21 protein-coding genes and 1 tRNA gene are annotated in these 26,789 nt (G+C 50.8%); 9 read left to right on the top strand and 13 right to left on the bottom strand.

What is annotated here, in order from left to right; genetic code table 11:
- Positions 1 to 102 precede the first annotated feature (102 nt).
- Positions 103 to 1,266 (top strand): methylmalonyl-CoA mutase family protein, encoded by a 1,164-nt coding sequence (locus MRY86_RS11360; RefSeq protein WP_293566132.1) that lies wholly within the window; start codon positions 103 to 105, stop codon positions 1,264 to 1,266.
- Positions 1,267 to 1,351: 85 nt separating this feature from the next.
- On the opposite strand, the gene MRY86_RS11365 is transcribed toward MRY86_RS11360, so the two are convergent.
- From MRY86_RS11365 to MRY86_RS11380, 4 genes are all read right to left on the bottom strand, one after another.
- Positions 1,352 to 2,317, bottom strand: a complete 966-nt coding sequence (locus MRY86_RS11365) for a fasciclin domain-containing protein (RefSeq protein WP_293566134.1) — start codon at positions 2,315 to 2,317, stop codon at positions 1,352 to 1,354.
- A gap of 146 nt (positions 2,318 to 2,463) precedes the next feature.
- Positions 2,464 to 3,066 carry a hypothetical protein gene (locus MRY86_RS11370; RefSeq protein WP_293571458.1) on the bottom strand — a complete coding sequence of 201 codons (603 nt, stop codon included), beginning with the start codon at positions 3,064 to 3,066 and terminating at the stop codon, positions 2,464 to 2,466.
- Positions 3,056 to 4,012 carry a tRNA epoxyqueuosine(34) reductase QueG gene (gene queG, locus MRY86_RS11375; RefSeq protein ID WP_293566138.1) on the bottom strand — a complete coding sequence of 319 codons (957 nt, stop codon included), beginning with the start codon at positions 4,010 to 4,012 and terminating at the stop codon, positions 3,056 to 3,058. The genes MRY86_RS11370 and queG overlap by 11 nt, the downstream gene beginning before the upstream one ends.
- A gap of 30 nt (positions 4,013 to 4,042) precedes the next feature.
- Positions 4,043 to 6,634, bottom strand: coding sequence for an AsmA family protein (locus MRY86_RS11380; protein ID WP_293566140.1), 2,592 nt, complete (start codon positions 6,632 to 6,634; stop codon positions 4,043 to 4,045).
- A 188-nt stretch (positions 6,635 to 6,822) separates the two neighbouring features.
- Here MRY86_RS11380 and MRY86_RS11385 point away from each other — a divergent pair.
- Positions 6,823 to 6,897: transfer RNA gene (locus MRY86_RS11385), tRNA-Val, on the top strand.
- 153 nt (positions 6,898 to 7,050) lie between these two features.
- Here MRY86_RS11385 and MRY86_RS11390 read toward each other — a convergent pair.
- Positions 7,051 to 7,539, bottom strand: a complete 489-nt coding sequence (locus MRY86_RS11390) for a sigma factor (RefSeq protein WP_293566142.1) — start codon at positions 7,537 to 7,539, stop codon at positions 7,051 to 7,053.
- A gap of 363 nt (positions 7,540 to 7,902) precedes the next feature.
- Between MRY86_RS11390 and MRY86_RS11395 the strand changes: the two genes are divergently transcribed.
- The gene (locus MRY86_RS11395) at positions 7,903 to 10,059 is read left to right on the top strand and encodes a sigma 54-interacting transcriptional regulator (RefSeq protein ID WP_293571460.1); all 2,157 of its coding nucleotides are present in this window, start codon (positions 7,903 to 7,905) and stop codon (positions 10,057 to 10,059) included.
- A 15-nt stretch (positions 10,060 to 10,074) separates the two neighbouring features.
- Here the strand turns inward: MRY86_RS11395 and MRY86_RS11400 are convergent, their stop codons facing one another.
- From MRY86_RS11400 to MRY86_RS11410, 3 genes are all read right to left on the bottom strand, one after another.
- Positions 10,075 to 12,933, bottom strand: coding sequence for a chemotaxis protein CheB (locus tag MRY86_RS11400; RefSeq protein WP_293570184.1), 2,859 nt, complete (start codon positions 12,931 to 12,933; stop codon positions 10,075 to 10,077).
- A gap of 268 nt (positions 12,934 to 13,201) precedes the next feature.
- On the bottom strand, positions 13,202 to 13,585 hold the full coding sequence (locus MRY86_RS11405) for a hypothetical protein (protein ID WP_293570182.1): 384 nt from the start codon (positions 13,583 to 13,585) through the stop codon (positions 13,202 to 13,204).
- A gap of 123 nt (positions 13,586 to 13,708) precedes the next feature.
- Positions 13,709 to 14,164, bottom strand: a complete 456-nt coding sequence (locus tag MRY86_RS11410; RefSeq protein WP_293570180.1) for a DUF2141 domain-containing protein — start codon at positions 14,162 to 14,164, stop codon at positions 13,709 to 13,711.
- A gap of 87 nt (positions 14,165 to 14,251) precedes the next feature.
- On the opposite strand from MRY86_RS11410, the gene MRY86_RS11415 reads away from it, so the two are divergent.
- Entirely contained in the window at positions 14,252 to 14,554 is a 303-nt protein-coding gene (locus tag MRY86_RS11415; protein WP_293570178.1) for a TIGR03643 family protein, read from the top strand.
- Positions 14,555 to 14,561: 7 nt separating this feature from the next.
- On the opposite strand, the gene MRY86_RS11420 is transcribed toward MRY86_RS11415, so the two are convergent.
- Positions 14,562 to 15,800 (bottom strand): Pycsar system effector family protein, encoded by a 1,239-nt coding sequence (locus MRY86_RS11420; RefSeq protein ID WP_293570176.1) that lies wholly within the window; start codon positions 15,798 to 15,800, stop codon positions 14,562 to 14,564.
- Positions 15,801 to 15,943: 143 nt separating this feature from the next.
- Here MRY86_RS11420 and MRY86_RS11425 point away from each other — a divergent pair, with 143 nt between their 5' ends.
- Both MRY86_RS11425 and MRY86_RS11430 read left to right on the top strand, forming a co-directional pair.
- Complete coding sequence (locus MRY86_RS11425) at positions 15,944 to 16,765, top strand: hypothetical protein (protein WP_293570174.1); 822 nt, start codon at positions 15,944 to 15,946, stop codon at positions 16,763 to 16,765.
- A gap of 162 nt (positions 16,766 to 16,927) precedes the next feature.
- Complete coding sequence (locus tag MRY86_RS11430; protein ID WP_293570172.1) at positions 16,928 to 17,308, top strand: DUF4783 domain-containing protein; 381 nt, start codon at positions 16,928 to 16,930, stop codon at positions 17,306 to 17,308.
- A 4-nt stretch (positions 17,309 to 17,312) separates the two neighbouring features.
- On the opposite strand, the gene MRY86_RS11435 is transcribed toward MRY86_RS11430, so the two are convergent.
- Positions 17,313 to 18,086, bottom strand: a complete 774-nt coding sequence (locus MRY86_RS11435) for a TIGR02757 family protein (protein ID WP_293570170.1) — start codon at positions 18,084 to 18,086, stop codon at positions 17,313 to 17,315.
- Complete coding sequence (locus MRY86_RS11440; protein ID WP_293571462.1) at positions 18,079 to 18,837, bottom strand: glycosyltransferase family 2 protein; 759 nt, start codon at positions 18,835 to 18,837, stop codon at positions 18,079 to 18,081. The genes MRY86_RS11435 and MRY86_RS11440 overlap by 8 nt, the downstream gene beginning before the upstream one ends.
- 109 nt (positions 18,838 to 18,946) lie before the next feature.
- On the opposite strand from MRY86_RS11440, the gene MRY86_RS11445 reads away from it, so the two are divergent.
- Positions 18,947 to 20,278 carry a DASH family cryptochrome gene (locus MRY86_RS11445; protein WP_293563371.1) on the top strand — a complete coding sequence of 444 codons (1,332 nt, stop codon included), beginning with the start codon at positions 18,947 to 18,949 and terminating at the stop codon, positions 20,276 to 20,278.
- A gap of 80 nt (positions 20,279 to 20,358) precedes the next feature.
- Complete coding sequence (locus MRY86_RS11450; RefSeq protein ID WP_293563372.1) at positions 20,359 to 20,868, top strand: DNA starvation/stationary phase protection protein; 510 nt, start codon at positions 20,359 to 20,361, stop codon at positions 20,866 to 20,868.
- A 117-nt stretch (positions 20,869 to 20,985) separates the two neighbouring features.
- Here the strand turns inward: MRY86_RS11450 and MRY86_RS11455 are convergent, their stop codons facing one another.
- Both MRY86_RS11455 and MRY86_RS11460 read right to left on the bottom strand, forming a co-directional pair.
- Positions 20,986 to 21,924: an energy transducer TonB gene (locus MRY86_RS11455; RefSeq protein ID WP_293571464.1), complete on the bottom strand. Its 939-nt coding sequence runs from the start codon at positions 21,922 to 21,924 to the stop codon at positions 20,986 to 20,988.
- A gap of 130 nt (positions 21,925 to 22,054) precedes the next feature.
- A complete protein-coding gene (locus MRY86_RS11460) occupies positions 22,055 to 24,901 on the bottom strand; it encodes a DEAD/DEAH box helicase family protein (RefSeq protein WP_293568527.1) in 2,847 nt (948 codons plus the stop codon).
- Positions 24,902 to 25,027: 126 nt separating this feature from the next.
- On the opposite strand from MRY86_RS11460, the gene MRY86_RS11465 reads away from it, so the two are divergent.
- A complete protein-coding gene (locus MRY86_RS11465; RefSeq protein ID WP_293568525.1) occupies positions 25,028 to 26,635 on the top strand; it encodes a hypothetical protein in 1,608 nt (535 codons plus the stop codon).
- Positions 26,636 to 26,789: the final 154 nt, after the last annotated feature.

A 26,789-nucleotide genomic window follows, 5' to 3' on the forward strand; every position in this document is an offset into this window, starting at 1 on the left:
AGGTTTGTAAAGGGTTTCTTATTACAGGACACTTTGATGGCAGAGAGCAACGGCTCTCTGCTTTTTTTATTTTAAATTGGCAGGGAGTAAAAAACGCCACTTATGAAAAACCTACTTGAAGAATTTCCTGCCGTAGACAAGGCCACCTGGGTTGCCAAAGTGGAGAAAGACCTGAAAGGCAAGCCGCTGGAAGATTTATTTTGGCACCTGGGCGAAGACATCACTGTTGCCCCATTCTATCACCCGGAAGACATTGATCATCAAACAACGGCTCCCCTCCTCGCTGGCAGACGGGGCAATGACTGGGAAATCGGTGAATACATCAACGTATACAAAGACGTGAAGCAGGCGAATACAGCCTTGCTCGAAGGACTGAAAGGGGGCGTACAGGCTCCGCTCTTTCGGCTATTCCAGCCTTTAGATAGTCCCCGCCTCCATCAGCTCCTGGATGGTGTAGCTCCTGAAATGGTGACGCTGAACTTTAGCGAGCACTATTCTGAAAAACAGCCTGCCCGGCTAATGGAGCTCCTGCTGGACTGGTATCTGCAGAAAGGTGTCACTGGCGAACGGGCCAATTTCACCATTGACTTCGACCCTATACTCGATTTCACGGAGCCTCCCATTGACACCCTTGCAGCGTTTATTCAATCCTGCACTACCCAATGGCCCAACGCACGCCCACTACAGGTTAATGCCAAAACCTTCCACAGCGGACCGGAGCAAGTCGTCGATGAGCTAGCCCTCACTATGGCGAAAGGAGCGGAATACCTAGCCCGGCTTACCGAAACAGGGCTGGATGCAGCAGCCATCAACCAGCATTTACAGTTCGGTATCGCGGTCAGCAAAAGTTACTTTGTGGAAATCGCAAAATTCAGAGCACTTCGCCTGCTTTGGAGCAATATTCTAAAAGGCTACGGTGTAAAGGGTAAGCAGCCCTTTGTAGTGGCTCACTTCGCTCAGGAATCGCAGGATGAGAACCCGAATTCTAATATGATCCGCGCCAGTACGCAGGCCATGTCCGCTGTTATTGGGGGCGTGGACCGGCTGTACGTTTTGCCTTCCAACCGGGCAAAAAAAGAGCCTGATACGCCCTTTAGCCGCCGGGTAGCCCGCAACCTGCAACACCTCCTTAAAATGGAAAGCCACCTCGACCGGGTCATTGACCCCGGAGCAGGTAGCTACTATATCGAGAAACTTACCCGGGAGATTGCCGACCAGGCATGGGCAAAGTTTCAGAAACTGGACCAGGAACGCGCATTCAATTAAATGCTACGCCTGGTATAATACGAAGAGCGCCATCCGGACTGTTCCGGATGGCGCTCTTATCATTTACCCAAATTTAAAGGGAATTTTAGGGCAGGAGTACGGTGTCAATTACATGAACGACACCATTCACACCCTGAATATCAGCTAGCTCAACAGTTGCTGTGCTACTGCCACCAACGATTTGGGGAGCGTCTGGGTTGGAAAGATCCACTTCCAGTGTTGCGCCTTCCGCCAGCGTGCTTACCATCATTCCATCAGCGAGGTCCGTGGAGCGTGCGTTCACGCCGCTACTCACATGGTAGGAAAGTACCGTTTCAAGCGTGCTTGCCGGGATATCATCAAGCGTATTCCAGTCATCATTGCTGTCGAGCAGCGCCTGGAATGCAGCATTGCTTGGTGCAAATACGGTGAATGGACCATCACCGCTCAGGGCACCTACGAAATCAGTGCTGAGATCAGAACGGGTCAGTGCCGCTACCAATGAGGACAGTGCGGGGTTAGACGTTGCGAAGTCAACCACAGTAGGTGGTAGAATGACTGCATCGATACCGTGAATTACTCCATTGTCTACATCCACGTCTGGCACAACTACCTCAGGACCGCCATTCAGTACGACACCATTATCTAGGTTGACATACAGGCTGGTCGTTGCATCACCAAAGCCGGTGGCGCTGAGCGTGGAATAATATCCTGCCATCAGGTCAGAAGAGGTTACTTCTCCTCCAAGTACGTGATTGGTCAGTACTGCTGTCAGGGTTGCTTCGGGGATATCATCAAGCGTATTCCAGTCTGAATTGCTGTCAAGCAATGCCTGGAAGGCAGCGTTGTCTGGTGCAAATACGGTGAACGGACCAGTACCTGACAGTACGCCGTCAAGACCAGCTGCAACTACCGCTTCTGCCAGGATGGTGTAATCGTCGCTATCTTGCGCAAAGGAAACGATTGTTGTGGGCTCCGGCATCGGATCCGTATCATCGTCATCGTCACAAGCTGTAAATGTTAGTGCAGAAAGGGCGAAAATGGCTAATAGCCAAAGATTCAACTTTTTCATGTTTGCTTTTTTAATTGATTGGAGAATTATCATCATTTCGGGTTCTTCAACGAGTACACCCGGCAGAAGTTCACAATCAATTAACATCCCCCCCTAAGAACTAAGCAAAATGCCAATTCCTTTACAAAACCTTCGAAAAGCCTAAACTAATACAACATTTGACGGACTTGCTTAGCCAGGGCATTATGCTGAGTGGCCGTAGGAGGATGTACAAACGAATCGCCTGAGAGTAGTTTTGCGCCATGTTTTTTGGCAAATGCCACTATTGGTTCCCGGTAAGCGGCTTCCCGGGCAGAAACTAAGATGACCAGTTTAAGATCAGGGTATTCAATGAGCTGCTTGCCCAGTGCGTTTAGGTGCTTCTGGAATGCTTTCAGGGGAGCATTCAGCGCTTCATCTTCCTGTCCAATTTCCAGAATCATGCCCTCGGGTTTACGGTCAAGCAGTTGAGGAAGACGCTGCAGCAGCCCCGGAAGCGGCTCACCGGTAATACCCGCATTAACCACGGCAGCTCCCAGCTGATCCGCAAACCCGGCTCCAAGGTCTGCCCCCTCTCCTGCCGTCCAGCGCCCTCCACAGGCGATCCAGCCTTGGTGTGGCTTTGGTGGGACGATTTCGGTTTCCATTCGATTGGCCGATATAGAAGATTGAGACTGCTGCCGGGCCGGACCTCGCGCTTCAGGCGTTTCCGACACCGGGCCGCAACTCCACAGCAGCAAAAGCATACAGGCTAACGCTTTATACTTCATGGTCCGTTTTTTCAGATAGGGGCTTCAAAAAATTGATGTTGCGCTTCAGCCCTTCGTACTTCGTCCGCTTTACGGCTGATTTGCGGAAAAGCTCGCGGAAGACCTCTTCCGTCAGTTCTTCCCAATCACGGGCGGAAAGGTCCAGCAAATCAGGATGGGGCTCGAATTCGGGTTCCTGATGGGGCTTGCTGAAGCGGTTCCAGGGACAGACGTCCTGACAGATGTCGCAACCGAACATCCAGTTCCTGAAGTGGCCACGGTAAGCTTCCGGTATGGCGCCTTTTAGTTCAATGGTAAAGTAAGAAATGCATTTGCTGCCGTCCACCACATACCCTCCGGGGCTGATCGCATCGGTAGGGCAGGCATCAATACAGCGGGTACAGGTACCACAATAATCTTTTATGGGGTGGTCATAAACCAGGTCTAAATCAATGATCAGTTCGGCCAGAAAGAAGTAGGAGCCAGCCTTGGGGTGGATCAGCAGGGTATTTTTGCCTACCCAGCCTATGCCGGTACGCTTAGCCCAGTCGCGCTCCAGTACGGGGGCGGAATCAACAAAAACCCGGCCATTCACCGCTCCAATTTCGGCCTGAATGTACTTCATCAGGTCTTTGAGCTTATGCTTGAGGACGAAGTGATAGTCTTTGCCGTAAGCATACTTCGAAATCTTCGGGGCATCCGGGTCTTTGGGGCGGCGGTCAGTGTAGTGGTTGTACATCAGCGTAACCACTGTTTTGGCACCCGGCACGAGTTTCCGGGGGTCCACCCGCTTTTCAAAGTGGTTTTCCAGATAGCCCATTTCACCGTGCATGCCCTTGTTCAGCCAGGCCTCCAGCCGGCGCGCTTCCTCATCCAGACGGGTGGCTTTGGCAAACCCCACAAAGGCAAAGCCCAGGCGCTGCGCCTCTTCCCGGATCATCTGCGTATGCAAGGTTTTATTGCTCATAAGGGCAAAGGTAATGTACGATAGGCTAAATTACCGCCCGCCCACCTCAAAGTCGAGGTATTCTTCTTCCTGAGGATCGTAGGTGTCGTGGTCAAATTCCGGGATGTCCTTCCAGTTTTCCGGCTCTTCGATCAGTTCAACGATGCCAAACTCCTGCTCCAGCGCACGCTGAATTTCCCGTTTGCGGAATTCGCTCCGCTCGAAGTCTTCCTTCACCCGCTGCTTGGCTGCTGTAATGTTGTAGTCGTCCATCGTCCCTAGCATGGCGTAGTACAGGTTGAAAAAGCCAGACTGCCGGGCCGGCTTGGGCTTCAGGCTCGGGTCATGCTTTCGGAACCGGTCGGCCAGCACCTGCCCTGCATTCACTTTAAGGTAGTAGGCAATTTCGTTATCGAAGGAGTGCTCTCCGCTGATGGTCAGGTTGAGCGCATTGCTCCGGATGAACATCACGGGCAGATAGAGCCGGCGGTTTCTGATCTCCAGGAAATTCTGCATGTCCACAAAATTGATTTTCCGGAGGTCCCCGATATGAACAAAGTCGGAAAAATCCTGCAGCATCTCAAAGCCCTGCAGGGTGCCATCGGAAATACCAATGCCCGCCAATACCCGCAGCCGGTCCATCAGGAAGTTGCCTTGTTCATCCCAGTAGGCATAAATGGCCACTTTGGTATCCAATTGCCCCTCAAGGTGGCGGTGGGTGAGCACTTCCTGCCCAAAGTCATCCGCCTGCTCAAAGAGCGTGCTGACCTCCAGGTTTTGGCAGACCATACGCGCCTTCAGGACCGGGGCGGCCTCAAAGGTGACTTCCCCGTCCAGGCTTACCTGCCCGCCAAAGGCTTTAATCTCGCCTAGTACATTCATAGTATTAGCCCGGAAAGTCAACTTGCCCTGAAAGTCTTCCGCTTCAATTTTTTGATAATTCAGTGCCTCAATATTGGCGTCAAAGGTACCGTTTAGGAACCCCAGGAATAGTGCCTGAGGCTCCTGTTCTTCCGGTGCTAAGTCCGCTTGGGTGGTTGGAGCATCAGCTTCTGCATCTGCTGAAAATGTAAGGGCTCCCATCAGACGGTCAAGGTCAAGGCTGCGGCCCGACAAACGAGCGTCAAACTCCAATTGTGCCCGGCTGGAGTTCAGCGAATCCGCAAAAAGCACCGGAAGCAAATTAAAGGCGGTACCCTCAAAAGTAATGTCGCTTCCGGCTCCTTCCAGGCGCAGCCCTTCGATGCTCAGGCGGTTGCCTTCCAACTGCAGGCGGCCTCTATCCAGCAATAACGCCTCTTCTCCGATGACCAGCCCGGCATCATCAAATTCCAGCATACCTTCAGCTGATACGCGGGCGATTCGGCTGGGGTTGATCATATCCTGGTAGCGCCCTTCGATAAGGACGTCCTGAAATTCAACTTCTCCCGAACCTTCGGTGATTGCCGGTTTGCCCAGCAGGCCATAGGCTGATTCAAGCGGCAGCACCCCATTGAGGAAAAACCGGATTTCAGGTTCTTCAAAATTCCTGACCTCTGCTGTCATTTCGATCAGCTCCCGGTTAAAGTATCCTTTAAACTGGTCCAAACGAAAAACTGAGGATTTGGCATTCCGGTACTTTCCATTCGTAAATACCGCCTGCAAGCTGACATCTTTTAAAGGCTGCTCCAGCAGGTCGCTGCTCAACCGCCCATCTTCGAGGCTAAACTCCACTCGCACTTCGGGCTGCTGCTGCTTGTTGTACTGCCCTTTCACAATTGCATCGAAGGCAAACCGCCCCTTACTGCTAAAGCCTTCCAACTGACTGGCGTAAGTGGCGGGCAACAGGGCCAGGACACCCGCCAGATTGCCCTCCTCTGCGGTGGCGTAAAGATCGAAATATGTCCCTGTCTCCCAATTTTCTACCGTTCCATCCACTTTAAAGATATTACCGTCTACTTCCAGTACCCCCCGTTGCAAGGCATAAGTGCCCGCTTCCAGGTCTACCGCCAGCTCTACATCATAGGAGACCGCCTTGCCTGGGAGATAGCGGATGCCGTCCAGGTCTGCAAATTCAAATTGGACCTGCGCCTTGCTTTCAAGGTCAAAAGCAGTATTGGAAAAAGCTCCGGAAAACAAAGCAGATTGAACAGCTCCTTTTATCTGCTGATTTTGGCTTTGATCGGTATAGGATATCGCAACCTGTCTCAGCTCGGCCAGGGTCAAGTCAATATTTGTAGCCTCTGAGCCACTGCTTTCCGTTTCTCCCGGTTTGAGAATATCATAATTTGCCCTTCCTTGTTTATCGATCAGGATGCGCAGTTGCCCGCCCTCGACCACCACAGAGCCTATCTCCAAACTGGACTTGAAGAGACTGAGCAACCCAAACCGGAAGCCTATCGTCTCCGCTTCCAGTAAGGGCTTCCCTTCAGTATCTTCCAACCGGACGCTCTTTAGGTTAGCCGAAAGATTGGGAAAGCTGCGGAACAGCGTAATGTCGAAGCCCTGAACGGTAAGCTCAGCGGTAAGTTGGTTGTTGATGGTTTTCGTGAGGGCCCGCCCGATGCGGTCCTCAAACAGGTTCGCAATCACCGCTACAGCTCCGATAAGGAGCAGAAAAGTAACGGACAGGATAATCAACAGGCGTTTTAAAAAATTTTTCATGGCAGCAGCAGGTTTTCAAAGCCCTGAAAATAAGCGTTTTCCGGCTAAGAAAGAGAAACGTTTACCGACTACCGATTATTTTTCTTTAATTTTTTCCTGAAAAAGCTTGCGCCGTATCATTTTCGCCTATATATTTGCACTCGCAATTGACGCACAGCGAAGCACAAGCGCTTCGAAAGCGAGAAAAAGGGCGGTTAGCTCAGTTGGTTCAGAGCACCTCGTTTACACCGAGGGGGTCGGGAGTTCGAGTCTCTCACCGCCCACAATAAAGGGAGTACATGCAAATGTGCTCCCTTTCTTTTTTTCCAAAAGTCAGGTCAAAAAAAAGAGCCTCCCGGTGCAAAATGGTGGAAGACTCATCAGTGCGGATTGTTCATAGGAACTGAATCACCGCTATTCGAAACATAACACGTCTTTTATCGAGGCATAAGGACCTGATTGATTTTCATCCGGGCCCGCAATGCCATGACAGATTGCTGTAGCTTGGTATCATCTGGCACTACATCTGCTATGGGGACCTGATGCACGATGAAATGCTTTTCTATGGCTCGCTCAAGGCGGGACAACTGATCCTGATGAATGGCAGCATCTGATCCCAAGTCCAGTTTTAAGGCGCTGATCTCAGAGGCTTTGCGTTCCGGATCAACAGACTCTGCATACTCCACAATTGTGTCAATAAGCACATTGTAAATCCAGGGGAGAGCCCGGTCTTTAGCAATATCAATCGTTTGAGCCTGAGTCCAGGCATTAACATAGGTTTTAACCAATAACTCTTCTATAACCTCATCGGTCTTACCAACTCGCCGTACAGTACCATAGACGATTGGGCTGTAGGCTTCATATAGCCATTCGAGCGCTCTTTTTTCCTGCTTTTTCAGCAAATTCATCATGCTTCGCTCATTCATTTGGCTTCTTGTTTTATTGTTTGCGGATCATACCGCTAGTGTAGTGTTTGTTTTATGTCCTACAGTGTACAAAGACCGGACCAAAAACACAAACCCTTGACTACCAAACCCTTAAACCCGACCCACTTTCATCAACGCCATTATATGAGATAATTTTTATCTTATTTAATAAAATTTTAATTTGATTTGCATTTAAATGGGATTTAATTATATTTAGACTGATTTGCAAGAAGACCAAAGAGGCAAAGTAGGGATGAGGAGAAGCTGTAAATCAAATTAAACTCCAATCCATACGCCCACGCGGCTTTCGGATGGTGACGTATGAAAGAACATTAAACACACATACTTTCTAGGTTTGCCAACATGAAGGAAAAACCAGCTTTAGATGCTGTAGACTTTGCATCATTGTTCCAGCTCATCATGGCAAGGGGCAATGATGCCGTCATTTTATTTGACAAGCAGGGGCATGTCCGGTATGCTAATCCTTTAGCAGGCAAAAGGCTGGGGTATACAAACGAAGCGCTCACGCAACTGCAGATTTTTGACTTGGAGGAAGAGCTCAATATGGTCCGCTACTTGCAACGATGGGAATCGGCTGGCACGAAAAAAAGTAAATCCTGGCTGGTTGAATGGCGGCTTGAGTCCGGCGAAACTCAGCTTTTCCGCATACAGGGCGCACTTTTCAAAAATGCTTCCCCCCCGTTGCTCTGTTGCTTTATACCGACAGCGGGCTCTATTCAGAGCCTGAAAACTCCGACCTACCAGCACCTAAGACACTATCAAATTGGCATATGGGAATGGAATATCATCAATGGGGACTTCCAGATGACAGATAACTTTCTGGATATACTTCAACTGGAACCTAACCAACTCCCACCACCCCGCCAATTGAATATTGTCTCTCTACTCAAGGACCAGCTTCCTTCAAAACAATTTGCTTCCCTCATTCAAAAAATCAAAGCTGCTCAGAAAAACCGCTCTGCTTTTGAGCTACAGCTTCAGTTACACCACGAAGAGCAGCAGGGGCGTGAAATTAATATTTATGCCTACCCGGTGGAAGAAGACAATATTGTCGGGAAATTACAGGGCAGTATTTCCGTAATACAGCACTCATCTGAGGAAAAACACATGGCAGGAGCAGTCTTGGAACGTTCCGAGGCCATGGTTTGCTGGATCAACCCCGATTGCACCCTGCGATACGTCAACCGGGCAATGGCCAGCCGACTTGGATACGAGGCTTCCGAAATGACCGGACAGTTGGAAATTACAGATATCGATGCGGAGAACACCATTGATCAGTGGCATGAAATATGGGACGAAGCCTCGGCCGGAGAAACCATGAAAATGGAAAGCACCCTGAAAACCAGGAATGACCGAATTTTCCCCGCTGAGTTCCACCTCGACTTTCTGGATATCAAAGGTACCAAGCTCATCAGCCTCAGTGCTCATGATATCACAGAGCGTCGGCAACAGGAAGCAGAGCTGCGAAAAGCATTGCTTGAAGTACAAACCCTTTCCGAGCAATTGGAAGAAGAAAATATTTACCTGAAGGAGGAAATCTCAGAGGGCAACAAATTCGAAAACATCCTCACTCAAAGCGATAACTATCAAAAGGTCTTGCAACAGGTAGAGCAAGTCGCCCCAACTGAGGCCACGGTCCTGATAGAGGGAGAAACCGGGACGGGTAAAGAGCTTTTGGCCCGGGCTATCCACAGCCTCAGTAAGCGCAGTGAGCGGTCTTTGGTGCGGGTCAACTGCGCTGCGCTGCCTGAAGATCTCATCCTCTCCGAACTTTTTGGGCATGAGAAGGGAGCTTTCACCGGGGCAACAGCTACTAAAACCGGCCGATTCGAACTCGCGGACAAAGGCACCATTTTTCTGGATGAAATCGGCGAGATTTCCTTGAAAATACAGTCCCAACTTCTTCGGATACTTCAGGAGGGCGAATTTGAACGCGTAGGGGGCGTAGAGACCCTGAAGGTAGACGTCAGGATTATTGCAGCGACCAACCGCGACCTGAGAAAGATGGTCTCCGAGAAACAGTTCCGGGAAGATTTGTACTACCGCCTAAGCGTCTTCCCGTTGCAAAACCCTCCGCTGCGGGACCGCCGGGAGGACATCCCTCTGCTGGTCCGGCATTTTATGAAACAGTTTGCCCGCAAAAACGGCAAAACGATTGACAACATCCGTGCCAGAGACCTCAAGCGCCTAAAGCAATATGATTTCCCCGGCAACATACGGGAGCTTATGAATATCGTGGAGCAGGCAGTCGTCCTTACCAATAACAAGACCCTGGATCTTTCCTATTGGCGCCCGGTGGGTTCAGGACAATCCGCAATCTATTCTGAGGAGGAAGAAGGCTTTCCGACTTTGGAGGAACTGCAACGTCAGCATATTATTGATGCACTGGAAAAAACGCACTGGCGGGTGACTGGTCCGCAGGGCGCTGCCAAATTACTGGGCCTGAAAGGGCAAACGCTGTTTTCTAAGATGAAAAAGCTGGGCATAGAGCGAGAGTGACTCTGAAGTTCACGCCTATTCCAAATCTTCGATTAGAGCGGCATACTTTATGTATCCTTCCAGAACAATCGGCACAATAATCAGAGAAGCCTCTCCTTTCGTACCACCTTGGTAATCATAGCTGAATTGGAGCCGCTCGAAAGGTTTGCCATCAAAGACATTTTGCAACAATTTTTTGACCTCGTCCCGAATATCTTCCGGCAAATAGGAATAAATGGGCTGCCCGATTAGTTCCTCAGACTTCTTGCCGGTAAACCGCACCCGATTAACAAAATGGACCTCTCCTTTTTTATCAATAATTGCAATCTGTTGGTCAGAATGGTTTACAAACTGCTTGAAAATACGCTCCGCTTTCTGCGTTTGATTGCGTGAAGTAGCTAGCTCGTTGATATTCACAAAAGTGAGCACAAGCCCATCAATGTAGTCTTCCTCCGTCCGGTAAGGCAGGACCCGCAGCAAATAATGGTCGCCTTCCTTGTCTACAATCTCTTTTTCAAAAGGAGATAGCGTTCTGAATACCTCCTGACAGACCTCTTCAATGTCCAGCCCCTTAAAAGTGGTGGAAAAATTGGTAATCGAACGCCCTATATCAGAATCAATGAGATTAAACTGACGACGGACAGCGGGTGTAAAGCGCCGGATCTTCAGTTCTTTGTCCAGAAAAATGGTGCCAATATCCGTGCTCTTAAGCAAATTGGAAATATCATTGTTGGCAGTAGTCAACTCCTCGTTTTTCATTTGGAGTTCGCTGTTCACGGTGTAGAGCTCTTCATTGACCGACTGTAGTTCTTCATTTGTGCTTTGCAGCTCCTCATTAGAAGCCATAAGCTCCCGGTTGGAGGTTTGCAGCTCTTCATTAGTCGCTTCCAGTTCATTGACCAGTTCCTGGGAGCGGCGTTTGGAGGCTTTTAGTTGTTTTTGCAGTGTTGTGACCTTACCTTCTGTCAGATTTTTGGGAGATGGCTCTTCCTTTTCAACGGTTTCCTCTTGAGGGAGGTAAACCTCTATGAGCACCACTTTGGGTGTTTTTTCTTTTTCCCCCTCTTCATACAACGCTGGCAAGCGGGGCAAATCAAAGCGGACTTCCGCAATGAACTCCCGTTCGCGCTTCTTTAACAAAACATTCTCAAAGGAAATAGGTCCACCCTCTGACAATACTTGCTGCACACCTGATTTGAAAGTGAGCAGATCCTCTTTGCTCAACATTTTGCTGAGGTTCAACCGGGCTAAAGCCCTTGGCATATTCAGAATTTGCTCAGCTTCACCGTTAAGGTAAAGGATATCCAGTTCTTCGGTTACGAAAAAAGCAATGGGTGCGAAGCGCTCGACCAGGAAGCGTGTAAACGGATCGGTATCCGAAAATGGCGGGTCGAACTCTGATTGGAAGTTACTCATTTGCGGCTTGGATTTTTCAGGAGATGCTGGTTTGGAATGCAGTGAAAAGGAAGACTGTAGCCGTGGAGATTTGTCAGCGCGTTTAGTGAAGATATTCCAGCTTCGGGTATGCTTTTCAAAGGCATATTTCAGGCTGCCAAGGGATTCACTGGGCCCAAGGAACAAAAATGCTCCAGGCTTGAGCGCAAAGTGCAAAGTGGAAAGTGCCTTTTGCTGGACTTCTGGCTGCAAGTAAATCAACAAGTTCCGGCAGGAGATAAGGTCCATATTAATAAAAGGAGGGTCGCCCAGCAGATTTTGAACAGCAAACATAATCCGCTTACGCAGGGAGGGCCTAACCACCATGTAATCGCCTTCACGGATAAAATATTTGGATTTATATTGTTCCGGCACATCAGCTACCATATTCAAAGAATAGGTCGCTTTAAGTGCAAATTGTACCGCGTGCTCATCAATATCAGAAGCAAAGACTTTATAATCTATGTTTTGCCTGTCGTGCTCCTGCAAATAATCTTCGATCAGCATAGCCAGCGTGTAGGCTTCTTCTCCGGTGGAACAGGCGGTTACCCAAAACCGGTAAGTCGAGCCTTTTTCCTGCGGTTGGGAAAATATTCGTGGCAGCACTTCCTTCCTGATTGCATCATAGGCCTCAGGGTCTCTGAAGAAATTAGTTACCCCAATGAGGAAATTACTGAAAAGAGCAGCCACTTCTGACGCGTCCTGCTGAATGACGTCCCAGTAAGCCTCAATATCATTACACTTTCGGATAAGCATGCGGTTTCCCAGCCGCCGGCTCAGTGTAGGTTCACGGTATTCGCTAAAATCAATGTGGGTACGGTCAGAAACGAGTTGTACAATTTTATCGAAATAGGTCTCATCCTGTTTCTTATCTTGAAAACCAACTTCCCTTGTTCCGAAATCCCGATGGGTGAGGATATACTCTATATCGTGCGCCAATTCTTCGGGCGGGCTAATTCGATCCGCAATTTTAAGGTCGATCGCCGCTCTTGGCATTCCATCAAACTTTGCGGTCTCTGGTGACTGCACCAATACAAAACCGCCTTTCTCTTTGATAGTCCGCAGCCCTCTCGTTCCATCCGTACCAGTACCGGAAAGGAGCACACCTACGGCATGGCTACCGAGCGATTCGCCTAAGGATTTAAAAAACTGATCAATGGGTAGGTTGATTTCTGAATTCGGAGGGCGATCTTTAGTAAGTAGCCTTCCGTTGGAGAACACAATATTCTTATTTTCTGCCATCACGTAGATGTGATTAGCTTTAACAGGCTGATCTTGGTACACCATGGTAACAGGCATACTCGTATGCTTCCCCAAAAGCTCCCCAATCATAGACTTCGTATTGGGAGACAAGTGCTGTAAAAAAACAAAAGCGGCTCCGCTTCCATCGGACAGTTTGGAGACAAGCCTTGTAATGGCTTCCAGTCCGCCCGCGGATGCGCCGATACCAATTACTTTCATACGTCCCATTTTCTATTATATAAGGACAGCGCGCGGGCTACATATGTTCTTGCCAACCAACGGGAAGACGACTTCCAGTATCATCATTATGGAAAGATATCCGAAACATCCGGTAAACGCTGTCTTCTTAAATGCTACAGACAGCCTGCCCGCATTAAGCAAACAAGAGCGTTTGATGGGAATATAAGAAAATAAAATGATGAAACCTCAATGTGAGCCTATAATTTAGGAGCAGCAGTGTACCCGCCAGCGAATTTCATGGCAAAAGTTACCAGATTCGAGGCCTGACCGGGCTTTGGTCCAATAACTCAAATACCTCGTACTTTAATGCCATAATTTGAGCGCGGACCGTTTGGAGTTGCTCCAAAAAGAAGCTCATATGGCTCCGCCCGCCTTCTGCAGAGGTGGCATTAGCCGTTTGCCCCTCGAAGGACCGCAACGCCTGTTGCAGTTTCGGCAATGTGGTTTTGGCTGCATACTTTAGGTGGGCACGCAGGGTTTCCACCTGTGGCAGGGAAGGGTTTGTGGAACGAAGCAGTTTCAGGTATAATTTGCACTCCTGCTGATAGAGCTCCAGCTCTTTACGAATATGGCTTAAGGAAATGCCGGGGCTGTTGCCGGCGGTCTTGGAAAAGGCTGTGACAGGCATCATGTTTACTGCAATTTTGGTTAGGTTAAACTTTCAGGCATTCGTGCCCCTGACAAAGGCTTGCCTGAACTTACTGCAAAGATGTGCCTGCTGTAGTAATCAGATCAATGATATTTCTCAGCCTGATTAATAATCTTTCCAGTACTTCAGTGTGATTGAAATGGATTGCTCTGTCTGATTTAGGCGTACTGCTGCATCTTTAAACGTTGGGGCACGCCATTTCACGACTGGGTTGTTGGAGAAAGCGTAAGGCTCAGTAGGGATGCCCAACGCATTCTTATCTAACTGCCCATTCTCATTCATATCCTGATAAACAGCCAAAGCGTAAGTATCATGCACCAGAGGCTCAAGCTGCCCATTCACTTCTTTTTTATCACCCACAGGCGTCAGTACCATACTAGTTAAAGCAGAGGTATCCTGCAAAAAGGTTGCCTCCCTGTGGACAGCCACATAGACATTTCCCCCATTCGCGGCTAAACCTACTACCCGAACGCTCAACCGCCCGGTGATAGCTGACTCCTCTTCAAACTGACCTCCTGCAAAAGTCAGTAGCAATAAACAAACTCCCAGTATTCCATGCATAGGCTTAATATCTTTACAATAGTAAAACATCACCCTCAAAACCTCCCGGGCAACACTTTGTTACAACTCCGAAATTCAATAATCATTATGGGAAGCGTTAAAAAAATTTATCAAAAATACGAATTAACAGACCGGGATATCGACCGGATTGTAGAAATGGCTTGGGAGGACCGAACGCCCTTTGATGCCATCGAGGATCAATTTGGTGTAAAAGAGTCTGAGGTTATCCGCATCATGAAAAAGGAGATGAAGCTCAGCAGCTGGAAAATGTGGCGGAAACGGGTACAGGGCCGGGCAACGAAACACCGAAGGTTGCGGGCTAGCCAAACCACCCGGTTTAAATCTACCCGGCAAAAACACATTTCGCATAACAACATCTCCAAACGATAGGGGTCAATCAAGGTGCTGTTACAAATGCCAGCGCAAATACAATGACCGATACAATCAGCCCATACATGAAGATGCTGTAGCAGATGCGCAGGTATTTGTATTTCTTCGCCAGCACCACTCCGAGGTAATACAAATCACGAGTCATAGAACTGTACAAAAAATCGCTATCCCGGATCATCTCCATCATGCCCCAGTGGAAATCGTCCAGTTCCATATTATAGAAATTACCAAAGAAAAGCAGATTAGAGTTTTTCTTCTCGATATTTTCCCGGGTCACCCGCCCTTCGGTCACTTTTGGCCGGGTAGATAAGATCGCAAAGACCAAGGCAGACAGGCAAACGGCAAGCAGCAATATTGTTGGTAAAATCAACCGGGGATTGTCTGAAAAACGGGGTACCAGGCTGGATACCACAATCGAAATGATTATGGCATTGATCGACAGCATGATGTTAGCCTTATTGTCTGCGATGGAGCTTAGATTGACATGGGTGCGGTAAGTTGTTCTGTACATCGTCTCCACTCCCCTGCCTAAGTTAAGCTCTTTAAGCTGATCTCCATCCTGCCCTTTATTTTTTTTCTTCTTCTTTTTCTTTTTCTTCTTGGACCGCTCTTCCTCCTGCATCACCTTCAGCGTATCGGGGTTCAGGCGTAGCTTTTGCTTGTTCAGCTGTTTGATATGTTTCAGCTTCTGTTCATTAAAAAGCTCGCGTGCCACATCTGTATGGTAGCTGTGCTGCATCAGGAAGTTGATCTCAAATTCCACCCATTCCGGATCAGACATGACGATACCACGGGCGATCGCCATTTCCTGCCGGAGTCTGCCGCAACGGTCCCAGTAGTGGGCGTTGCCCAGGTGGCTGAGGTCTGCATCGCAGAGTATTTGCTGAAGCAAGGTTTCAGGAGACTGAGGTAGGCGGGTCGCCATGATACACGCCTTAACTTTCTCGGTTTGGGCATGCGGATAATCTTGCTCCTGTAAGAAAGCCACTGCTAATGCTGCACTCCTTGACTCATGCCCTTGCGGGGATTCGAAATAGCCCAGGTCATGAAACCAAGCCGACAAGCACAGCACTTCGAGGTCCCCTTTCTCAAGTTCATAAGCCTCCCCAATCAATTGTACTGCGTTGACGACGTTTTCAAAATGCCTGAAATCATGGAAAGGCAGATGGCCCTGAAAGTTTTCTTCGTAAAAACGCTTTACGTATTGCTCTGCGGCAGCAACAATAGGGGTTTCCGTTTTCGTCATAGCATTATCCAGGTTGGCGATGGAAGTTTGAGGGGGTTAAAGATAGTAAACTCCGCGGTCCGTATGGTCATTCGGCTCCTGTTAACGATACCGGCAGCCCAAATAGTATAAAATCCTCCAGTTCCTTACCTTTATCAAAAAATATGCGCCTGTGCCTGAATTTAATGTGGCCGTTCCTGCTTTTGATCACCGTCAGCCCGCTCGCTGCACAATGGCCGGAAGGCGATGTTCCTGCTATTTCCGCCAACCACGTACAACAAGCGCTGAACGAGCTCGAAGCCATCGCGCCCAATTTAATTGGCTTCATCCCTGAGACACAACGCCATTACATTAAAATTCCCAGAAGCAGTGCCTTGCCAGATCAATGGCAGGAGCGGCTGCAGGATGCCTTCTATCAGGACGCGGCAGCGGCCTGCCAGCTTTATGGCCGGTTATACCTTGCTGACTGGCGGGCACTGCTCAGCAAAGCCGCTAGAGAGTCCTTTTGGGGCACCTCTTTTCTGGCCAATCGCACCTTCAACTACTTTGGCATCCGGCACCACGGCAAACCCTGGATTTGCCAGCAGCTCGGCTTTTGTGCCCATCATGTTCGCAATGATCCTGACCCGGCTGCATTTGTGGTATTCCCTAATTTTGAGGCTTCCGTCTGGGCTTTCATACATACCATTTACAGCGGCCATTTCCTCGCCCGGCTGCCTGATGGCGGCATCAAGGTCGCCGATGCTATACAATTTGAGCGGAAACACGGCATTCACTATTGGGAGTATACGGCACCAGGGCAAACCTATGGCGGGATGCTACAGGGCACCGCCTATCCTCCGCAGTCCCTAATCTACAGCTGGAGTGGGCACCCGATCAACAACCTTTGCATCAACTGCGATCGGGCCAGCGACTGGGAATGGGTGCAAAAAATATTTCGGGTGGAAGAACGAACTCAGGTACACACTCCCGCTTTCAACAATTAATGTACGGCAGCACAATTTCTTGAAACCAAAGAGCGTTAACTACCCGTTTTTGGTACTGCCCAAATGACAGAAGTGTGACTTTAACATCCTATGGTGTCTAAATGACAGACAAATGTCGTAAATTAGTATTTGAGGCAACCCATGAACAAAAACCAAAGCAATATGAAAAGCTTACTCTTTCTTGCCTTTTTGCTTCCAACTGCACTCCAGTCCCCGGCAAACCTGTCCGCCATCACGCAGGCGATGAGCCAGGGAGATGCGACAACACTGGGCAACTACTTCGACGAGTCTGTGGAGGTTTCCATCTTGGACAAAGATGATGTCTATGCCAAAGCGGATGCCATAGGCGTTGTCCGGCAGTTCTTCAGCCAGTACCGCCCATCCGGCTGGAGTACTGTACATAAGGGAGCAGCCCGCAATAATGATTCTCAGTACTGCATAGGCAACCTCACCGCCAATGGGCAGACTTTCCGGGTGTACATTTACATGAAAGAAAAAAACGGCCGGCAGCTTATTCAGGAGCTTCGCTTTGACCGGGAATAGAACGCTACTTCCCCTCCAGCACCCCCATTCCAAACAGGGCAAAATCATACTTCACAGGATCGGCAGGGTCATAGCGCCTCAGCGCTTCGGTAAGCTCTAGTACGGCTTGCCAGTCTGCCTGCCTGCGGGTGAGCAATCCCAGCCGCCGGGCCACCCGCTCCACATGCACATCGAGCGGCATCAGCAACTGTCCGGGGCGTATCGTATTCCAAAGCCCAAAGTCCACGCCTCGCTCATCGGAGCGTACCATCCAACGCAGGAACATATTGAGCCGTTTGCAGGTCGACTTCCGCACGGGCGTTGCTACATGCTTCCGGGTACGCTGCGGCGCAAAGGGGTGATCGAAAAAATCTTCGTGAAACCCGGCCAGCGCAGGCCCCACATGCTCCGCGCCTGCATTGAGATGACGGGCAAAAGCGGTTTCCAGAGAATCATGCGCCTGATAGTAGCGCTGCAAGAAATCCAGAAAATAGAGGGTATCGGTAGGCTGAAAGGTCCGGTGCTTAAAGCTAAGGAATCGGGCGCGGTCCTCCTCTGTATGCTGCGTAATAAAATCATAAGGAGCACCGTCCATCAACGCCACCAGCTCCTGCGCTTTATTAATGATCGTTTTGCGCTGCCCCCAGGCGAGCATCGCTGCCCAAAAGCCCATGATCTCGATATCCTGCTTGCGGGTAAACTGATGCGGGATGCTTATCGGGTCATCCTCGATAAAGCCGGGCCGATTGTAGTGATCAACTAATTCTTCTAACTGTTGCTTAAGATCTCGCTTAGGCATGCTTTTGGGGCTGTTCGTAAATCCGGAAACGCCCAAGCCCTATCCGTTGCAGCAGGTGGCTGACGGATACCCGCAACACGCCCAGCCCGTACTTGCTGCTGCGCGCAAAATTGATGGAAGAAGCCTCTTCAAAGTATTTGGTCGGGCAGGTCACTTCTGCAATATGAAACCCGGCATAGATGATCTGGGAAAGCATCTCGTTGTCAAAGACAAAGTCATCGGAGTTGGCGTTGAAGTTGATCGACTCCAGTACTTCACGGCTGAAGGCCCGATAGCCCGTATGATACTCCGAAAGTTTGTAGTTGATCAGAAGATTTTGGGTCAGCGTCAGCGCGCGGTTGGCAATGTATTTGTAGAGGGGCATTCCTCCTGCCAGCGCTCCTTTACCCAGAATCCGGGAGCCCAGTACCACGGGATAAAGCTCATCGCCAATGATGTTGACCATAGCCGGGATCAGCTTAGGCGTATACTGATAATCCGGGTGCAGCATAATCACGATATCCCCCCCCAGCTCCAAAGCCTTATTGTAGAGAGACTTTTGGTTCCCCCCGTAGCCTTTATTGGTCTGATGGGTAATGACGTGCTCAATGCCAATTTCACGGGCCAGGTCAGAAGTATTATCCTTACTGGCATCATCGCAGAGAATAACCTCATCTACCAGATCAAAGGGAATCTCTTTGTAGGTTTTTTCAAGCGTCAGTGCAGCATTATAAGCAGGCAGCACTGCGATGACTTTCTTGCCTTTATACATGATTGCGGTTTATTGCGCGCAAAGATAGCAAAAGTGTGTAGACCATATGGTATTGAGCTGACAAACCAATCACCAGGTTCTTTGTTACACCCACCAAAAACGAGCATCCATGTCCAAAGCCATTCTCTGGTTCCGCAACGACCTGCGGCTTACCGACCACCCCGCGCTGCATGCAGCACTGAGAGCGCATAAAGCTGTCCTGCCTGTTTACATCCTGGATGAACGCCTCTTACAACCCGATCGCTGGGGCTTCACCCGCATGGCCCCCTACCGCCTTAAGTTTTTACTGGAAAGCCTGGAAGACCTTAGGGATGACCTGCAGGAAAAAGGCAGCGACCTGCTGGTCAAGGTGGGCATACCAGAAAAGGTTATCCCCGAATTGGCGAAAGCCCATGACTGTACAGCAGTTTTTGCTTCCCACGAATACACGCATGAAGAGCTGCAAGCCGAAGCACAACTCTCCAGTCACCTTCCGCTTCACCTGTACCACAGCCAACTACTAGTCCACCCCGAAGCAGTGCCCTTCGCGGTGGAGCAGACGCCGGATGTCTTCACGCAATTCCGAAAGCGGGTGGAAAAGTATGCAGAAGTCCCTCTTCCGCTCGACCCGCCTGAAAAAATCCCCCACGTACCTTTTGAGGCAGAAACCCTGCCTACCCTGGAAAGCCTTGGCTACCCTACGCCCGTGCAAGATGACCGTGGTGTGCTGACCTTCAAAGGCGGTGCACTTGCTGCCTACAACCGCCTCGACCACTACCTTTGGGAGACCGACGCCCTGGCTTCCTACAAACAGACCCGAAATGGGCTGATCGGAGCCGATTACTCCTCCAAGTTTTCAGCATGGCTGGCCAATGGCAGCATTTCCGCCCGGGCCATCTGGCATGAAGTAGAAGCCTATGAGGCTGAGCGCACCAAAAATAAAGACACCTACTGGATAAAGTTCGAACTGCTGTGGCGGGAATACTTCAAGTACGTGGCCATGCGGTACGGGCGTAAAATCTTCTTCAAAGGCGGTATACAGGACAAAAGTGTACGCTGGAAAAACAGCCCCAAAGCCCTTCATAAATGGATAACCGGTACCACCGGAGACGATTTCGTGGACGCCAATATGCGGGAACTCCTCTACACGGGCTTTATGAGCAACCGTGGCCGGCAAAATGTGGCCTCCTATCTAGTCCACCAACTGAAGCAGGACTGGCGCAAAGGTGCAGCCTGGTTTGAATCCCTCCTGGTGGACTACGATGTAGCCAGCAATTATGGCAACTGGATGTACGCCGGCGGCGTGGGCAATGACCCGCGCGACCGGGTCTTCAATACCCAAAAGCAAGCCAGGGACTATGATAAGGATGGAGCCTTCCGGCGGCTATGGCTGCACGAGGATCAGCGTGACCCTGAGGAGGTTATCGCTCATCTGGGGGTCCTTCAGGCAGAACATTTCTAAATAAGGTTCGGATAGCCCAATCCGTCAACTTTGGAGGAGCGTCTACGTTGTAATAGTCGAGTCAAAAATCAAAACACAACATGAGTACCGAAACTAAAAATCTGACCCACGAAAAAGTGGACGTAAATATCGGGATTGAAGCTTCTAACCGTCAGGGCGTAGCCCACGCACTGAAACAATTGCTTGCAGACGAGCATGTGCTTTATATCAAATTGCGCAATTATCACTGGAATGTTACGGGCATCCACTTCCAGCAGCTTCATGCTTTTTTTGAAGAGCAGTACGACGACCTGGAAGACCATATCGACGATATTGCAGAGCGTATTCGCAGCCTCGGCTTTTTCTCTCCGGGCTCTATGGAGGAATTTAAGAAAGAGGCCCGACTGGAAGAAACCGGCCATCTCAACGGCAATGCGGAGCAAATGCTCAAGAACCTCCTCGCTGACCATGAAGCCATCATACAGTTTCTGCGCCACGATCAGGATGTAGTAATGGAAGAATACAACGATGCAGGCACACAGGACTTCCTCATCTCACTGATGGAGGAGCATGAGAAAATGGCATGGATGGTACGCGCACACTTGGGCTAATCCATCTTTGCTAAAAGCGTGCCTGTTCTAAAGCAGGACACTAAAAAAGAAAACCGGAGCAGGAAATACATCCTGGCTCCGGTTCTTTTTTGTGCTGTTTGCTTAAGCTAATGTTGCCTAGTTGATCTCCAGTTTAAATTTCACTGGCAAGTTGAAGAGGACTTTCACTTCCCGTCCGCGCTGACGGCCTGGGGTCCATTTTTCATTCATACTGTTCATCATTTCGACTACCCGGAGGGCTTCTGCGCCACAACCGCCGCCGATTTCCCGCACTACCTGAGCATCATCAATAGTGCCGTCGGTATCTACAACGAAGCTTACGACTACCGTACCTTCGATGTTGTTATCCCGGGCCACGGATGGGTACCGGATATTCTCGTAGATGAACTGAAGCATCTTTTTGTTGGCGCACATCCGCTTTTCGGAAGCGCTGGCTGTCATCTCTTCACAGCCGGGGAAGCGAGGCATTTCCTCTACCACCTTGAAGATTTCCGCAGCTTCTTCCTTTGGAGGAGGAGGTGGGGGAGGAGGAGGTGGAGGTGGTGCATCATTCTTCTCTTCATAGACTGGTGCGTCAATGTAGGTGTCGGCGTCGATAGACTGGTCTTCGAACTCGAAGTCATCCTCTTCGTCGATATCGATTTCCGCTACCGCCTCAATTTTTGGAGGTGGAGGAGGCGGCGGGGGAGGAGGCGGCTCCGCAGTACGGGGCTTTTCGATTTCGATGTCTACATCTAATGCCAGTGCATCTTCAGGGATGTAAACCTCTTTCTCGTAGACAGTCCAGTTAAAGGCTCCGATAACCAACACCAGTACGGCGATAGCAGCGACGCGCAGAAACATGGGCGAATAATTGAATACGTTTACTTCCGGATACTTATTGCGTGCAGCGAGGCGGGAGCTCCTCTTCTCATCGCGGTACCGATCGGCCAAGCCGGAACGGGACTGTTTATTGAAATAGAAGCGCCCCAAGAATATAATGGCAAGAAGAACAAGTACTCCAATGCCCACGCCTGTCAGTAATGCTGGTCCTGTGATTGCGAAATTAGGGTTCATGAGTGAGGAGTTTTTGCCCGAGGGCGTTTAAAAATAATTTCTTTTGACACTCACAAGATGCTGGCTTTCAAAAGGATTCCGAATGACGAAACGCAGGGCCCATTTATGACTTTTATCAATTTGTTAAACTTTAGCGCCAGGCTGCCTGCCGCATTACCTCAGGATCGGCAAGGGTTTTGGCGCGGGCGGCCAGCAGCACCCGCCGGCCTTCGAAGGTACGGGTGTACAACAGCTCGAGCGGCTCAGGCATCTGCCGTTGGAGCGACTCCCGGTAGGCTTCTGCCTCAGCGCGGCGCTGGCCAAACAGGCCCGGCACCGCATAGTGCTGTACGCTAAGTAAATCTTCTCCATCGTAGTGCTTCCGCACAATCAGGTAACGGGGGTTGTCAACTGGGCCGAGGGCTTCTTCCAGCAGCTCCAGAAAAAGCTGCTCTTCCTGCAAAGTAACGCCCTCCAGATAGCACCCCGGTTGATCCGCTGCGCTTTCCACCATACGCAGTTGGATTTTGAAGTAAGGGCTGCTCAGCATTTCCAGCTGCCGCAGGGTAAGCAAGATGCCGCGGGCGGTACGCTCAATGAGCAGGCTACCGTTTCCGGCTTCGTCCAGTTGACGCTGTGCTTCCGATAGTTTGGAGCCTTGCAGTATGGAGAGCGCCAGACCGGTAGCTGCACTACCCAGCAAGAACACCGTCAGCCCCGTCACCCATCCGCCAATTGCGCCCGCAGCCAGAGCAGACAGCCCGGCCGCCACCCCTACCCTGCCCCAGCGTACCCTGAGCTGTTGCTCTGCTTCGAACTGCCGTACCAAACGCCGTAAACGGCCGATGTAACCATTGCGCCCCAGGTTAAAAAGGCTGTACAGCAAAAGCAGCAGCACACTAACCAGCAACAGCACCTGCGGAGGGATCAGCCCGGAAATCACCATAGCTACGCTGCCCGCTGCCACCATTGGCATGACGATGTTCCCCATTTCCACAAGTTCTTCCAGCTGAGGAGCCACCATCGCCTGATTCTTCGCCCAGTACACTTCATAAACCTGCTTTTGGCGCCTTGTCCGAATCACCGGCAACGTAATCTCCTCCGCCATATGCACGCCTCGCTGAATACTTTCGCCCCAGGCACGCCTAAGCCGGTCGCGCATACCGGCCTGTTCCAGCATGCGCCTGTTAGTTTGGGCTACCGCGGCAGGCGTGATGGGCAATTCCCCTAAATGGAAACGCCCCACCCCGTTTTCAATACGTGGCGCGGCTTCAAAGGAAGGACCGGCAAAAGCCCGGAAGCGTTGTGCCAGCTTTTTCCAATCCAGTCCTCCTGCGTGGTGGTAGGGGTCCATACATGCGAGGTGCCAAATATTGGCAGCTTTAGCGGGCTGCCGTGGGTCAGTACGGATGACCCGCCCCCGGGCCTGATTGGAAGTTACAAATGACTTGACCACAGAAGCCAGGATCAGCGTATTGGCGGCTGGGGCATCCCAACCTTCGCCGAGCAGGGCGTTGGTGCCCACCAGGACTTGGAGCTGACCGTCGTTGAACAGCTGCGTGACCAGGCCTGTCATCTGCTTTCTCAGGTGTTCCTGGGGCTGAAGGCGTACATAGTGCGGATCATGCGGCAGTGCTGACGCCAGAAGGCCGCTATCCGCCAGTCCTGTTTGTGCCATGTGTTGCCGGAGGGCAGGCAACAGCAATTTAGGCAAAATTAAAAGGCTGCCGGTCAGCACGCCTATTTCGACTTCTACGGGGAAAAGCCGGCGGAGCGCCTCGAAAATAGGGGCTACGCCTATTTTCTGCAATTCAGGACTATCCTCCAGTTCGGCACGGGGCAGGGCTTCCGCTCGAATGTAATCGGTGAGCACCAATAGCCGCAGGTCGCTGCCCATGCTTCCGTACTCTGCCCGGGTGATGGAAGCGATGGCATGCAGTTTGCTGCTGCTCTGCCGGATGCGGCGCTCCAGGTGAGGCGGCTCTTCCAAATAAATACGCCGGCGCTCAATGGCATGTGCTTTCCGCAACCTCCGGTAAATGGATACCATACAGGGCTCCTCTCTTAAAGGCTCAAAGTAGGGGTCTTTATAAAAGGCTTCATTGAAGAACATCTCCAGCCATTCGAGATTCATTTCAGGGATCAGGCTGTCATCAGCGCCAATAATGCCAATAGCGGTGGCAGGGGCTACCCCGCCTATGCCTTCCAGCACAATCATGAGCGCAGAGAAATACGAGGGATTTTCATAGATGGCTTCCAGGCACACCTCCGGGCGGATGAGCCAGGGATGTGCTTTGAGGTGCTCGCGAAACGTATAATTGGCCTTCAGGTGGTCCAGCAAATCACTGATGGCTTCCTGAAAAGCCTTTAGCGGAGCCTGTTCGTCAGCAGCGGGCAGGGTAAACCAGATGTAGTCCTGATGCGGGCAGAGATTACCTTCGGCGATCAGCTCGGGCATACTGATTTCGGCATCGATCAACCCGCAGAGTTCCTGATAGCGTTGCCATTCGTAACCGGATACATCGTAGGGCGGCGTAGCAGTGAGGGCAATGAGGGTAGGCGACCACTGTTCGTAGGTTTTCATCAGGCTCTGCCACCAGGCTTTTTGCAGGTGGTGGCACTCATCGACTATCAGAGTACCGGCAGCAAGCAGCTTGAGGGTATTCCACACTTCGTCTCCCCGCTTTACCGCAGCGTGCAGGGCCTGATAGGTGGTAATGGTAACGGTGCCGGGCTTTTCGAGGTCGTAGGAAAGCCAGTCGGGTTGCTGCCCATTCAGGAAGTCCTGCGTGAGGCGTTCGCCCCATTGCTGACGGATAGCCAGCGTAGGGCAAAGAATAAGGCAGGGCTGATTGAGCTGCCGCATGATTTCCAACCCCAACACCGTCTTGCCCGAACCGGGCGGGGCCACCACATGCAGGCGGTTATCCCCGAGATGCTGCCCCAGCTCAGACAGCAACCGCGCCTGATAGGTACGCCAGGGGAAATTGAATTTCATGTGGGGCGGAAAAGCCATTCGGGTCCGGGCATTAGTTAGCAAACCTTAAAATTAGGGATTCGACGGGGATATTTCCCGTCCTGGATAGCTTCACTTCAGAATACCTTATCTTAGCCTCAAAAAAGAATGCAGCGCTACCCTGCCCTGTTGCAGTACCTTCTGTTTTGGGCCATCACCCAGCTGTTTTACTTTCCCACACGGTATTCGGGCTTCGTCACGGACTTTACGGGGCTGTTGTCCCGTTTTGAAGGAAGGACAGCTGCGGGCATACTGGACTGCTTTGGGTTTCCGGCCATGCAGCAGGTACTGAATGCCCTGCTTTACACCTGGCATTCCATCTTTGGCATTGCGCCACTGCCCTGGTACCTGTTGCAGAGTAGCCTTCATGCGCTCAATGCGTTCCTGCTTTTACAGTTGGGAAAAGCGCTAAGCGAGCGCCTGCAGTTGCCCAATGCTCATCTGATGGGGTGGATGGCGGCTTTTTTGTTCCTGCTATCGCCCTATGCTTCCGAGCCAGTCACCTGGCGGGTGGCACAGAACTTCCTGCTTTCCACTGCAGTCATTTTGGGTACGGCACGCCTCACTTTAGACTGGCTGGACAAGCCTGACCCTCGTCGGTGGGTGCTGATACAGGGCCTCTTTATCCTGGGCTTGTTCACCTTTGAGTTAGTCCTGATTATCCCGCTCCTCAGCAGCTTGCTCCTGTTGATGCTACCCCATGGAAGCTGGACTAAATGGCGGTGCCTGAGCCTGCCGCAGTTTGGGGGCGTAGGGCTTTACTTTATGCTCAACCGGCTTATCCTTGGGTCCTGGGTAGGGCACTACGGAGCGGAGGTCCACCTCAAGTTTGAGCTACCGGTGCTACTCAGTAACGGGCTACGCTACACCGCCAAGCACCTGCTTTTTGCCCGCAACTGGCCGCACGCCGCCAAACAATGGCTTTTTGAGGGGCTGGCACAACCTGCGGTTGCTTTGAGTTTGGGTGGAATATTAATTGTGCTCTTAGCCGCAGGGCTTATCTTCCGGAACAGACTGAGTAACCGGTGGCGGTTATCAATCATAGGACTGACGGGGTTTGGGCTGGCGCTGCTTCCGGTGCTCAACCTGTATTTCAATTACACCCTGCATTTGGAAAATGACCGCTACGGCTACCTGGCCTCTGCCTTTCTCGCGCTGGTCCTGGCCACAGGTTTGAGCGCGCTGCCAAGGTGGGGCCGGCTGCCCCTGCTGCTGGCCTATCTTGGTTGTTCCAGCTATTTCCTTTGGCAGCACAATCAGTTCTGGTGGAAGTCCACGCAGGTTTACCAGCAAATGCTCGATGGGTTTGACTACTACGATGCTCCGGCCGCTTACCTCCTCAATCTGCCGGACAACTTTCAGGGTGCGCCCATGTTCCGCGACTACAGCGGGGAGGACCATGCCTTTCGCGATGCGCTTAAGTACATCAAACAACAGCCTTACGATGGTCAAATCTACGAAGTAGCCCAATACAATATGACCCGTCTTACGGATGGCGCAACCGCTACCGTTGACAGTACGGGCACCTTACGGGTGGAGTTTAATCAGTGGGGCAATTGGTGGTGGAGACGCGGTATTGGTATGGGGCCGGGCTATGACACAGAAGTATATGAGGTCGATAGCAAAGGGCATCATTATTTTTTGACGCTGAGGCAGCCGGAGCAAGGAGCTGTATTTTTGATACAGGAGGGGCTGGAGTGGAGGGAAGTAGAATGATACTTTAACTGACCCTGAGCGCAGGCGCTGCCAGGATGAATATTCCAAACAGCAGGCTGTTGAAAATAGCGGTTATACCGACGACGAAGTAATTTGGAACCAAACATGACTTCGTGTCGGCATATACGCGTGCGTCGGGTTTGTGCCTTAGGCC

Source organism: Phaeodactylibacter sp. (assembly GCF_022763345.1).
GTDB lineage: Bacteria > Bacteroidota > Bacteroidia > Chitinophagales > Saprospiraceae > Phaeodactylibacter.